Here is a 12,781-nt window from a genome sequence, read left to right on the forward strand (position 1 = left end):
TACCATGCTCAACAAACAAACATTGATCAGTATAGAAGATGCCTTGCCAGGTAGAGATCAACCAATGCAGATTGACGATCATCATTTTGTAAATAAATCTAACCTAAAGGCGCCTCTTGCGTCACACCAACAGCAGATTTTGCTCGGAATGGGCTGTTTTTGGGGCGCTGAGCGCGTATTTTGGCAACTCGACGGCGTTGTATCTACTTCGGTCGGTTACGCTGGGGGGTACACACCCAATCCCACGTATGAAGAGGTCTGTACAGGTAAAACGGGTCATACAGAAGTCGTACGAGTCGTTTTCGATGAACGCGTCATCTCATTAGAAAAGCTACTGGCTGTTTTTTGGGAAAAACACGACCCAACTCAGGGAATGCGTCAAGGTAACGACTTAGGTACTCAATATCGTTCTGCAATTTACACTTATTCGACGGGGCAACTCGAGAGCGCAGAGAAATCGAAACTCTTGTATCAGCAAGCACTGCAAGAAGAGCAACGCGCGAACATCACCACCGAAATACAACCAGCAGGTCCGTATTACTTTGCGGAAACCTACCACCAGCAATATTTGGCGAAAAACCCTGATGGTTACTGTGGCATCGGAGGAACGGGAGTTTGCTTCCCACCAAGCCTCCAAGGATAAACCTAACCAGCAACAAAAAGAGCGACCGATATGGTCGCTCTTTTCTAAATCTAAGTGGGTACCAAGCTAACTAAGCCGATAATGATGCTATCACTTGGTTGACTTCTTTAAAGATGGTGAGCCTTTTATGATCGTTGACGTCAGGTAGTAACACTTTGCCATTGTCGAACTGAAAACAGCCAACCCCAACAATAAAAAACTGACCTTTGAACAACGTTTTAACAAAACGGGCCACTTGTAATGGTCGATATACAGCAAACTCACGTAGCATAACTCACCTCAATTCCTTTGAGAAAACACGGATTGCTTATTTTTCCTCTGCAATCTTAATGCGCAATTTGCGACGGAACTCATTTTAGCAAATTCTAAATATAACGCAAGATTACACCACTCCATACGTTAAATAAATGTTACCAACGGTCCTACAAATTTCTAGGTTCTGGATATATACTGGAAGCTTCCAAACCTCGTACGGAATATAACAATATGAAAACTAAGACTCTCCTACCTCTACTACTGGCCTTAACGCCAAGCTTGACCTTTGCACACAACTTGTCAGTAGAAAAAAGCGTTCCTCCTGTCAATGTTGCCGCTTACGGCGAGATTGTTTTACAAGGCGAAGGCGTTGCATACCAACCCTGGGCAACTCAACATATGCAAGGCAAAGTTCGTGTTATTCAAGCCATCGCAGGCCGTAGCAGTTCAAAAGAGATGAATGCCCCTTTAATGTCGGCAATAACAGCGGCAAATTTTCCACAAGAAAGCTACCAGACGACGACTATCATCAACCAAGATGATGCAATTTGGGGGACAGGCTCTTTCGTGAAGTCTTCAGCTCAAGACAGCAAAAAAGAGTTTCCTTGGTCATCCATAGTTCTTGATGAAAATGGCGTAGTTGCTAATACTTGGGACCTGAAAGAAGAAAGCTCGGCCATTATTGTTCAAGACAAAACGGGCAAAGTTCTGTTTGTCAAAGAGGGCGCACTTGAGCAAGATGAGATAACAAAAGTCATTGAGCTTATTAAACAGAACATCTAGCTTCATTGAATGGCTCCTTGTTCCTGTTGTAAGGAGCTATATGAATTTGATTAGAAGCATGGGCAGTGATAACTCTGCTCTTTATAAGTGCGACACTTCCATCAGAGAGTATTACCAATATTTTTCGGCACGTATGTGTTGAGTTAAATTTTTCTGCTAGCCAACAAAAGAGTGAACTTTTATTCATTATGGGTGTTATATTATAACAGTCGGTAAGAGGAGCTCAGATGTACCACCACCAGCAAAAAATACTAAGATATTGGTATCGCACTGCTTTATTTTTCAGTGTTGCGTTGCTGATCGCTTGGAACTTTGCGGTTGTACTTCATCAAGTCGATCTGACGCCCGACCATCATACCCATCATCATTGCCAATTATTTTCTGGTGTTCAGCACGGTATAGCAAAGGTACAACCTACCCTCTCTACACCGACTTTTACGCGCACCCAGCATCATCATGTTTTTTTGCATCTCGTGTGCGGCGAAGAAGTTCTTGGCGCTGCTCGTGCCCCTCCTTATTTTGCTTAATTTCCAAACTATTCCACACTCAAAATTATTGAGTTCATTTCCGCACCTAGTGTGTCAGGAACAATAACTTAGTGAAACTCGAATCTGAGCAATACCGCCTTTGGTTAATGCCAGTAAAATTAGGAAAAATACAATGTCATCAAAACACGTTTTAGCCCTTGCTATTGGCCTCACTTTATCGACAGCAGCGAATGCAAACGAATACCGCCAGCATGGTGCTCATGTGCATGGTCACGTCGAGTTTAATATCGCCCAAGATGGCAAAGATCTGTTAGTAGAGATTACAGCTCCTGGAGCTGATGTTGTGGGTTTCGAACATGCTCCAGAAAACGCGCAACAAGAGCAAGCGCTTAAACAAGCCGTCGCTACACTCGAAGACAGCAACGCATTGTTCGCTATTAACTCACAAGCTGATTGTAATATTGAAGAAGCTTACGTGAGCCACAACCTAAGCGAAACTCATGAGGAACATGATCATAGTGAGCACGACCATGATGACCATGCACATCACGATCATGAAGGGCACGAACACCATGATCATAATGAACATCATGATAAACATGACCACCATGACGATCATGATGAGGCGCACGATCATGGCGGTCACGGTGAATTTTCGGTGCAATATCGCTTCAGTTGCGAACAAGTTAATCAGCTTAGCCAAATCCAAACCGATTGGTTTAACCAATTCCCAACTACAGAGTCCATCAGCGTCAATATATTCACTGATACCATGCAATCAGCAATTAAATTAAGCAAAGATAACACCCAAATCGTAATCAAATAACACGAGTGGCGTGTGAGTACCCACTTACACGCCACAGCTTTGGTGATTTAATATGACTGAAACCACACCAAATGTTGTCGAGCTAGAGGATGCCCAATTTTTCTGGCCCGGTTCAACCAACGCAACCATCCACATCCCTAAATTACACATTACACAAGGCGAGCATGTGTTTATCAAAGGTCCAAGTGGCTGCGGTAAATCGACCTTGCTCGCTTTGTTGACGGGGATTAACACATTAACTTCAGGCTCTCTATCTGTACTCGATACTGACCTTGCTAGTTTAAGTGCCAGTCAGAGAGACCGCTTTCGCGCCAATCATATTGGCTACATCTTTCAACAGTTCAATTTATTGCCGTACCTTAACGTACTTGAAAACGTATTATTGCCATGTCAGTTCAGTAAAATACGACGTGACCGTGCCCATTTAGGTGCCTCATCTAAAACGTTAGATGAACAGGCTCAGGCCCTACTAGAACGACTGCACTTGCCAAACGAGCTTCATACACGCCCTGTCTCTGAATTGAGTATTGGTCAACAACAACGTGTGGCTGCGGCTCGAGCTCTGATAGGACATCCAGAGTTAGTGATCGCTGACGAACCAACCTCAGCTTTAGACTATGACAATCGTAAAGCATTTATTGAGCTCCTTATGGAGCAAGCGAATCAAGCCAATGCCACACTGGTATTCGTTAGCCACGACCCAACACTCGAACCCTTATTCGATCGCACGCTCAATCTACCCGACATTAATCAAGTATCTAGCCTAGGAGCCATATCATGAGTGCTGTTGTAAAGCTCGCCTGGAAAAGCTTGATGAACCGCAAAGCGACGGCAATTCTAACCATCATGACCGTTGCGATTTCAGTGGTACTCCTCTTGGGCGTCGAGCGTATCCGAACTCAAGCCAAGGATAGCTTCGCCAATACAATTTCAGGCACAGACCTCATTATTGGTGGACGTTCTGGGCAAGTGAACCTATTGCTCTATTCTGTGTTTCGTATTGGTAATGCGACCAACAACATCGATTGGAAAAGCTACCAAGAGTTTGCCAATCATCGTTCAGTCGATTGGGCTATTCCAATCTCGCTTGGCGACTCGCATAAAGGCTTCCGAGTTATGGGAACCAATCACAGTTACTTTGAGCATTACAAGTTTGGAAGTAAGCAACCACTAACATTCAGCAAGGGTAGAGAATTCAATGGTTTATTTGAAACCGTGCTAGGTTCTGATGTCGCTAAACAACTTGGTTATGATATCGGTAGCGAAATCATCATTGCCCACGGCATTAGCGATGTTGGCTTTAGCCGTCATGACAATCTGCCATTTAAAGTTGTCGGTATCCTTGCACCTACAGGAACACCAGTCGACAAAACCGTCCATGTATCACTAGAAGCAATCGAAGCCATTCACGTCGGATGGGAAAGTGGTGCGCGTTTGGGCCCGACACCCAAGGCACAAGATCTCAAAAACAGAGACTTTCAGCCCAAACAAATTACCGCTATGCTCGTTGGTTTGAAATCTCGTATTCAAACTTTCGCTCTGCAAAGACAAATTAACACCTACCCCAAAGAGCCGCTCAGCGCCATTATGCCCGGCGTTGCGTTGCATGAGTTATGGGGAATGATGTCGGTTGCAGAGCAAGCCCTAATGGCAGTATCTGGTTTTGTCGTGATCGCAGGGTTGTTAGGTATGTTAAGCAGTCTATTAACTAGCCTACAGGAACGCCGCCGTGAAATGGCGATTTTGCGAGCCATGGGAGCAAGGCCTCGTCATGTTTTCTCACTATTAATTAGTGAAGCTAGCTTGCTCACTGCTGCTGGTATTATTACTGGCGTTACTGGGCTGTATGCCATTCTTACTATCGCGCAGCCGATCATCCAACAGCACTATGGAATACATCTCACCTTAAGCATCTTATCTACTTATGAGTGGATGCTATTAGGTTTCGTACAATGCGCTGGTATTGTGATTGGTTTCATTCCCGCACTCCGCGCCTACCGACAGTCACTGAGTGACGGAATGACAATAAGGATTTAATAAAATGTGGAAAAAAATACTCGCAAGTTGCTTGCTGGTCGTCGCATTCACAGCGCCTGTTATGGCCAGCGAAGAACCATTAAAGCTTGACTGGATTGACCTTGTTCCAGAAAAAGAGCGTAAATTGTTCGACAGTATAGGCATGCCCGCATCTGATCACAGTGGTGGCGCAGCCCAGCAGTCCAAGATTGGTAACGTTCGACCAGAACTGAACGGAAGCCAAGTTAAAATTCCGGGGTTTGTTATCCCACTTGAAGGTGATGCCGATACCGTCACCGAATTTTTATTGGTGCCATATTTTGGAGCTTGTATTCACGTGCCACCACCGCCTCCAAACCAGATAATTTACGTGAAGTTTCCGAAAGGCGCGCCTGTTCAAGAGTTGTGGGATGTTATATATGTGGTTGGAACGTTGAAAACCGAGACGATAAACCACGAACTGGCAGAAACGGCTTACGTTATTGAGGGATCAGAAATAGAAGCCTACGACGATATGTAATTTAAGTCGTCGATAAGCCTCGCTACACCTAAGGCGTCACACTGGCGCCTTTTTTAGCTTTGTGCTACACGATATAACGAGATAAATACGCTAATACGCCCACATAAATAACCAAAAGAAACGCTATCGACAGGTGCTTTTTGAGTTTACCTGCTTCTGAGAACTTCATAGCCCCTCCAAAATAACGATAACAATTTTAACAACTCATTATCATTTTGAATAGCCCTATTCGTTCAAAAACTGAGAACTCCTGTCTGGTCGCTTGGTCAGATAAGGTGTAAATTTAAACGTGCGAACCGCGCAGTTCTTGGTAGGAAAACGAATGGCAGACCCGACAAAGCAACCTGTTGTCATCGAACATCAGTCAGACACAAAAAAAAATACGCAACAAGAAAAGAAACAAGGCTACATAAAAGACAGTGCTAGTAAGGTAAAAACCATTGCCCAAATACACGGTCTTGACGCCTTACTGCAAACCGAACCGCCAGCCAAATCTGCGTTTGAAAGAGCCCAATTGCGAGAGCAAAGACGCCAAGAACAGCGACAAAAAAACTTAGAACAGATTTTAAAATTAGCGCACAGTTCATGCCGAGATGATACAGCGGGAGAGCCAGACCAAGATTGGTTGCATCGATTTTTTGAGATGGCTCAAGACATCCATAACAGCGCGATGCAAAAGCTATGGGCTCAAGTGATGAAGCGTGAAGTGACCAATCCGGGTTCAACATCCATGAAAGCGTTGAAAACCCTCAAAGATATGTCACCAAAGGAAGCACAAACTCTGCAAAGAGCCGCCTCTTTAGCGTGCAGTTTTGGAGGGGATCACAGCAGAAAACTGCTGATTGGTTACAAAGCGCAAGGAGGCATATTTAGCTTCGGCAAGCGAGACGTCGCCAACAGCCTAAATATGGGAAGTTTTCAACTGCCGTATTCAAGCTTGTTGCTCTTAATTGAATTAGGGCTGCTGCACAGTGCCGAACTTGAATCTGGCGAAATTAGTATCGAGACACCGTTGGTCCTCACCTACCAAGGTAAAAACTTGTCGCTGAACGTAAACAGTAAAGGTGTCCGCCTTTTATATTACCGCTTCACACCCACAGGCAATGAGCTCTGTACCTTGCTCGGAAACAAACCACATGCCGAATACTACGATCAAATGCTTGCACTGTTAAATCATAGATTTAGTGTCCATAGTGAAGCTAAAAGTACGGTTCATCATACTGTCTAGCCAGTTGGAGAAGCATTTGACCACCTATGATCCAAATACTTCTCCAGCCGCTCAAAGAGCTTTAGGTCACCTATGATCTAAATGCTTTTTTATCGGATCACACCGCGTTGTTTAAGATCGATTAAGCACAAATCCACCAACTCCTCGACACTCTTTTCTCCTGCGGGCAAATCGATTTCAGGGTTCTCTGGCGCTTGATATTCCGAATCAATACCAGTGAAATTAGGAATCTCTCCCGCACGGGCTTTACGGTATAAACCCTTAGGATCTCGACCTTCGCAAACCTCTAGAGATGCATTGACATACACTTCAATAAACTCGCCTTCTGGCAATAAATCGCGCACTAACTTCCGCTCTGCACGATGCGGTGAAATAAACGCCGACAGAACAATTAAACCCGCATCTGCCATCAACTTCGCCAGTTCACCAATGCGACGAATGTTCTCGCGACGGTCCTGTTCAGAAAAACCTAAATCGCTACACAAACCATGCCGTACATTGTCACCATCCAATAAATAGGTGTGGTAACCCAATGCTGCAAGGCGATTTTCCAACGCCCCTGCTACGGTTGATTTACCCGCTCCAGATAAACCAGTGAACCACAATACGGCAGGTTTTTGCTTCTTTAATTCAGCACGAAACTGTTTATCAACCGAATGCTGGTGCCAAACAATGTTTTCATCTTTTACCGTCGTTTCGGCAGTCATAACGTATCCTTGTAAATATCGGAATTAAAACGGGAAAAAGACCGGGATCAAAGTAAGTACTAATACAGAGTACACAATCGAAATTGGCACTCCAATTCTCACGTAGTCGGTCAATTTGTAATTTCCTACGCTGTACACCAGCAGGTTAGTTTGGTAACCGTAGGGAGAGATAAAGCTCGCACTCGCGCCGAACAAAACCGCCATGATGAATGGCATCGGATCCACGCCATAACCCACCGCCATGCTATAGCCGATAGGAAACGAAAGCGCAGCCGCGGCATTGTTTGTCACCAATTCAGTGAGTACCAATGTCATGATATAAGTCGCCACCAAGGCACCAAATACTCCCCAGCCATTAAACGCTTCAATAAACATCACTCCCATTCTTTCTGACAATCCAGAAGAGATCATCAGTTGAGCAATAGACAAAGCGGAACCGACAATCACGACGATATCGATCGGAAAACGGCGGCGCAGTTCTGAAATCTGCACAATACCAAACGCAATAAGCGCGATAAGGTACGCAGCTAGACCTTTAATAATCGGTACTAACTCTAATAGAGCGCATCCAATTACGGCTGCAAAGCCCAGTAATACAATGGAAGACTTATTCGTATCAAGCCGAGCGCTAGAGTCCAAGTCATGCACTAAAACAAACTCTTTACGATGAGCTCGGCGTTCAGACTCAAAACGCTTTCCTGGAACCAGAACTAACGTGTCTCCTGGCGCTAAGGCAATACTACCCAAGCCACCTTCTAGGCGTTCGTGGCCTCGGCGAATCGCCACAACAACGGCATCGAATCGGTCGCGGAATCGGCTCTCTTTGAGGGTTTTGTAGCAAAATGTCGCCGACGAGCTCACCACAACTTCGATAAAGTTTTGCCCATTTAAGTGCTGCTGACCAAACAACTTGAGGCCCGGAATTTCTTGCAGGGTCGCGACGCTCTCAACATCGCCACAAAATAACAGGCGGTCTTTTGCATTGAGCACAAAATCCGGTCCCACAGAAGAAACAGTAACACCATCGCGCACCACTTCTGCAAGAAACAGTTTGCGCAGCGCACGTAAATTATTCTCGCTGATCGTACGCCCAACTAACGGTGAGCCTGGCTCAACGCGAGACTCAAGAAAGTAAGGTAAATCTTCTTGGTTTTGATCATCATAATTCGGTAGCAAGTAGCTGAGCGGGATAAGAATCAGCATCCCTCCCACCAGCACAGCCAAACCTATCATCGTGGGTGTAAAAAAGCTCAGGCTCGGTAAGCCTGCGTCTTCGACAAAGCTGTTGATGATTAAGTTAGTCGACGTACCAATCAAAGTTAATGTGCCACCAAAAATGGCGGCGTAAGACAAGGGAATAAGTAATTTCGAAGGTGCATGCTGCTGATTACGCTTAATCGCCCCAATCAATGAGACAACCACAGCGGTATTATTCGTAAATGAAGAAAGCAAGGCGGTCGACACACCGAGCTTAGCAATCACGCTGCCTAACTGGCCCTCAGAGATACTTCGGCTCACCCAACTGATCAGCAGTGTTTTTTCTAGAGCACAGGATGCAAGAATCAATAGAACCAGGGTTAACAATGAAGAGTTGGTAAAATTGGATGCGATAGTGGCTGAATCCATCATCCCAGCCATGAATGCAATAAAAGCGGCACCCGCAAAGACATAACTAGGCTTAATTTTCGTGACAAGCAAGCAAGTGATAATGCCAAGCAAAATCGCTAACACAAACCCTTGTTCCCACATAGCCTTTCCTTACCAAATAGCCCTAAAGGGCACAACAACGACTCATTTATCCATGAATCACCGACAAACGAGCAAACAGACAAAAATCAGCGCAAGCGAAAAGAACATCAGAATGCTCGGTTTCTTGGGCTCCACCGAAGCATTCTGGTATTAGGAGAATACCTAACGACATTTCGCAATTCAGTTAGGTAGCGACACCCCAAGTACAACAGCAAACAGTGCCTGAAATTATCGTACTTGGGTAAGCCAGTTACTTTTTCAGAAACTGGCTGACGTCTTTTGCTTCCCAGTGTGGGAAGTGTTTACGGACAAGCGCATTAAGCTCAACTTCAAACGCAGAGATGCCCGTCAAATCGCGCTCAACCACGGCGAGGCTCTCTTTAACCATGCCAGCACCAACCGTCACGTTTGTCAGACGATCGATAATGATAAAGCCACCGGTATCTGCACAGTCTTGATAATTGTCCAGCGCGACTGACTCATTAAGAGACCATTCACACAAACCAATACCATTCAATGGCAGCTCTGCCGAGCTATGAGTCGAGAGATTATTAATGTCATATTGATGACGAATCGCTTCAACATGACCTACGGTTTTCTTACCTGCGATTTTGATGTCATAGTCACGACCCGGTTGCAGGGGGTGCTCTGTCATCCATACCACATCGGCAAGCAAATGGTTTGTGGTTTCCACTTGAGCATTATCTAGAACAATCAAATCGCCACGGCTAATATCGATCTCATCGCTTAGCGTCAGAGTGACAGCTAATCCGGCACGAGCTTCTTCGATATCACCATCAAAGGTCACAATACGAGCCACAGTTGACGTTTTACCCGATGGCAATGCTTTAATGGCATCACCGACTTTGATCGAACCAGAAGAAATGGTCCCCGCAAAACCACGGAAATCGAGGTTAGGACGATTAACGTATTGCACAGGGAAGCGGAATTCACCCGCGCCTTTTTCTTGATCCACATCGACCGTTTCAAGAAGCTCAAGCAATGATGGGCCTTTAAACCAAGTCAGGTTTTGGCCTTTATCCACCACATTGTCCCCTTCAAGCGCTGAGATCGGGATGATTTGAATATCAATATCCCCTGTCAGATTCTCAGAGAACTTCAGATACTCATCGCGGATCTCTTCAAAGCGCTCTTGGGAGTAATCCACTAAGTCCATCTTGTTGATCGCGACAACAAAGTGCTTCAAGCCCAACAGGTTGGAAATGAAAGAGTGACGACGAGTTTGATCGAGAATGCCCTTACGTGCATCAACCAGAATCACAGCTAAGTCACATGTCGATGCACCTGTAGCCATGTTACGTGTGTACTGCTCGTGTCCAGGAGTATCTGCAATGATGAATTTACGTTTCTGCGTCGAGAAATAGCGGTAAGCTACATCAATCGTGATCCCCTGCTCGCGCTCAGCTTGTAAGCCATCGACCAACAACGCAAGGTCAGGTTTTTCACCCGTGGTGCCCACACGTTGGCTGTCTGAATGCACTGCCGCTAGCTGATCTTCATAAATTTGTTTTGAGTCATGGAGTAAGCGACCGATTAATGTACTTTTACCGTCATCCACCGAGCCACAAGTCAAGAATCTAAGTAACGACTTGTACTGGTGTTGTGTTAAATAGCCTTCGATACCAAGCTCGGCTAATTGAGCTTCAACTGCACTGTTCATTATCTTTCCTTAGATCCTTTAGAAGTAACCTTGACGTTTCTTAAGCTCCATCGATCCTGACTGATCGTGGTCGATCGCTCGGCCTTGGCGCTCACTCGACGTTGCCACTAGCATCTCTTCAATAATGCCAGTTAAAGTGTTTGCTTCAGACTCGATGGCCCCGGTCAATGGATAACAACCAAGGGTACGGAAGCGCACACTCTTCTCTTCAATCACTTCACCCGGTTGAAGCTCCATACGATCATCATCAACCATGATCAGCATGCCATCGCGTTCAACAACTGGGCGTTTGTCCGCGAGGTAAAGCGGCACGATCTCGATGTTTTCTAAATAGATGTATTGCCAGATATCAAGCTCAGTCCAGTTAGACAGCGGGAATACACGAATGCTCTCACCCTTATTGACCTGGCCGTTGTACGTCTTCCATAGCTCAGGACGTTGGTTTTTAGGATCCCATGTATGGTTCTTATCGCGGAATGAATACACGCGCTCTTTCGCCCGTGATTTCTCTTCGTCGCGGCGCGCACCACCAAAGGCCGCATCAAAACCGTACTTGTTCAGCGCTTGTTTTAAGCCTTGAGTCTTCATGATGTCAGTGTGCTTAGAAGAACCATGAACAAACGGACTACAGCCCATGGCTAGACCTTCTGGATTCTTATGTACCAAAAGCTCAAAACCGTATTTGGCCGCGGTGCGATCACGAAATTCAATCATCTCGCGGAACTTCCAATCGGTGTCGACATGCAGCAATGGAAATGGAATCTTACCTGGGTAAAAAGCTTTACGCGCTAGGTGCAGCATCACTGATGAGTCTTTACCAATCGAATACATCATGACTGGGTTATCAAACTCAGCCGCAACTTCGCGGATAATATGGATACTCTCCGCTTCGAGTTGTTTAAGGTGAGTTAAACGTTGTTGGTCCATGTTTTGTATTTCCTTTTTAAGCTTGAAGGCGCATTACGTCTCTAATCTTTGGTCTGAAATTATATGGAGTTGGCAATAGCACTTTTGTTGAATTCAGTACTAGACAAAAACCAGTCTAACTTTTGAGACAGTCGCACTACCTCTCCGACAACAATCAAAGATGGCGATTGTGCTTCCTTCGATAAATCAGAGAGTTGGGAGAGTTCTCCCGTAAATACTTTTTGTTGAATCTGCGTGCCACGCTCAATAATGGCAATCGGAGTCGACGCTGAACGGCCATGCTTAATGAGTTGATTCTGAATATAGTGTGATTTCATCAGCCCCATGTAGATCACTAAAGTCTGATTCCCACGCGCCAACGTGGACCAATCCATCTCATCACTTTCTTCTTTCAAGTGGCCAGTCACAAAGATGGCCGATTGCGCATAATCACGATGAGTCAGTGGAATACCAGCATAAGCGGTTGCGCCAGCTGCTGCGGTAATGCCAGGGACAACTTGAAAACGAACGCCGGCATCAGCAAGCACTTCTAACTCTTCACCACCACGACCGAATACAAACGGATCCCCACCTTTAATGCGCACTACTTTGTAGCCCTGCTTGGCAAAATCCACCAAAAGCTGATTCGTCTTCTCCTGCGGCACACTGTGATGCCCAGCTCGCTTCCCAACGCACACCAAAATCGTATCGCTTGGAATCAATGCCATGATTTCTTCAGACACCAAGTAGTCGTACAAAACCACGTCAGCTTGCTGCAAGCAGTTCAGTGCTTTCACCGTCAGAAGTTCAGGATCGCCTGGTCCTGCACCTACTAAGGCGACTTCACTAGGCTGTAGCGATTGCTTTGCAAAACGAGTAACACCAGCGACTGGGTTGTCAGAAACTAACCGGGGCTTTGGTTTAGGAAAAGAAGTGACTGAATCGTTCGTTGCCATGTGCTTGCTCATCGTCCATTGAT

At 45.5% G+C, this 12,781-nt stretch carries 14 protein-coding genes; 8 read left to right on the forward strand and 6 right to left on the reverse strand.

Annotated elements, in window-relative coordinates:
- Positions 1-4 precede the first annotated feature (4 nt).
- Positions 5-643: a peptide-methionine (S)-S-oxide reductase MsrA gene (gene msrA, locus CAG68_RS03150; protein ID WP_017820282.1), complete on the forward strand. Its 639-nt coding sequence runs from the start codon at positions 5-7 to the stop codon at positions 641-643.
- A gap of 70 nt (positions 644-713) precedes the next feature.
- Here msrA and CAG68_RS03155 read toward each other — a convergent pair whose 3' ends face one another.
- Entirely contained in the window at positions 714-914 is a 201-nt protein-coding gene (locus CAG68_RS03155; RefSeq protein WP_005379612.1) for a DUF1107 domain-containing protein, read from the reverse strand.
- Between the two features lie 215 nt (positions 915-1,129).
- Between CAG68_RS03155 and CAG68_RS03160 the strand changes: the two genes are divergently transcribed.
- The 7 genes from CAG68_RS03160 (at position 1,130) to CAG68_RS03190 (ending at position 6,759) form a co-directional block, all read left to right on the forward strand.
- A complete protein-coding gene (locus CAG68_RS03160; RefSeq protein ID WP_161440781.1) occupies positions 1,130-1,681 on the forward strand; it encodes a YtfJ family protein in 552 nt (183 codons plus the stop codon).
- Positions 1,682-1,908: 227 nt separating this feature from the next.
- Positions 1,909-2,208, forward strand: a complete 300-nt coding sequence (locus tag CAG68_RS03165) for a DUF2607 family protein (protein WP_161440782.1) — start codon at positions 1,909-1,911, stop codon at positions 2,206-2,208.
- A gap of 133 nt (positions 2,209-2,341) precedes the next feature.
- Positions 2,342-2,995, forward strand: a complete 654-nt coding sequence (gene zrgA, locus CAG68_RS03170; RefSeq protein ID WP_064368955.1) for a zinc uptake protein ZrgA — start codon at positions 2,342-2,344, stop codon at positions 2,993-2,995.
- Between the two features lie 52 nt (positions 2,996-3,047).
- Positions 3,048-3,776, forward strand: a complete 729-nt coding sequence (locus CAG68_RS03175; protein WP_161440783.1) for an ABC transporter ATP-binding protein — start codon at positions 3,048-3,050, stop codon at positions 3,774-3,776.
- The gene (locus CAG68_RS03180; RefSeq protein ID WP_047101909.1) at positions 3,773-5,032 is read left to right on the forward strand and encodes an ABC transporter permease; all 1,260 of its coding nucleotides are present in this window, start codon (positions 3,773-3,775) and stop codon (positions 5,030-5,032) included. Before CAG68_RS03175 ends, CAG68_RS03180 begins: the two co-directional genes overlap by 4 nt.
- Positions 5,033-5,036: 4 nt before the next feature.
- Positions 5,037-5,531 (forward strand): DUF3299 domain-containing protein, encoded by a 495-nt coding sequence (locus tag CAG68_RS03185; RefSeq protein WP_005379600.1) that lies wholly within the window; start codon positions 5,037-5,039, stop codon positions 5,529-5,531.
- Positions 5,532-5,853: 322 nt separating this feature from the next.
- Entirely contained in the window at positions 5,854-6,759 is a 906-nt protein-coding gene (locus CAG68_RS03190; protein ID WP_161440784.1) for a TIGR03899 family protein, read from the forward strand.
- Positions 6,760-6,848: 89 nt separating this feature from the next.
- Here CAG68_RS03190 and cysC read toward each other — a convergent pair whose 3' ends face one another.
- The 5 genes from cysC to cobA form a co-directional block, all read right to left on the reverse strand.
- Positions 6,849-7,466 (reverse strand): adenylyl-sulfate kinase, encoded by a 618-nt coding sequence (gene cysC, locus CAG68_RS03195; RefSeq protein WP_033906013.1) that lies wholly within the window; start codon positions 7,464-7,466, stop codon positions 6,849-6,851.
- Positions 7,467-7,490: 24 nt separating this feature from the next.
- Positions 7,491-9,215: an SLC13 family permease gene (locus CAG68_RS03200; RefSeq protein WP_054574242.1), complete on the reverse strand. Its 1,725-nt coding sequence runs from the start codon at positions 9,213-9,215 to the stop codon at positions 7,491-7,493.
- Positions 9,216-9,465: 250 nt separating this feature from the next.
- Positions 9,466-10,896, reverse strand: a complete 1,431-nt coding sequence (gene cysN / locus CAG68_RS03205; RefSeq protein WP_047101905.1) for a sulfate adenylyltransferase subunit CysN — start codon at positions 10,894-10,896, stop codon at positions 9,466-9,468.
- An 18-nt stretch (positions 10,897-10,914) separates the two neighbouring features.
- Positions 10,915-11,823, reverse strand: a complete 909-nt coding sequence (gene cysD / locus CAG68_RS03210; RefSeq protein WP_005379592.1) for a sulfate adenylyltransferase subunit CysD — start codon at positions 11,821-11,823, stop codon at positions 10,915-10,917.
- A gap of 59 nt (positions 11,824-11,882) precedes the next feature.
- Complete coding sequence (cobA, locus tag CAG68_RS03215) at positions 11,883-12,770, reverse strand: uroporphyrinogen-III C-methyltransferase (protein ID WP_237667833.1); 888 nt, start codon at positions 12,768-12,770, stop codon at positions 11,883-11,885.
- Between the last annotated feature and the right edge of the window lie 11 nt (positions 12,771-12,781).

Origin of the sequence: Vibrio sp. V42_P2S4T144, assembly GCF_009904715.1 — a bacterium.
In the GTDB taxonomy this organism is placed as follows: Bacteria; Pseudomonadota; Gammaproteobacteria; order Enterobacterales; family Vibrionaceae; genus Vibrio; species Vibrio alginolyticus.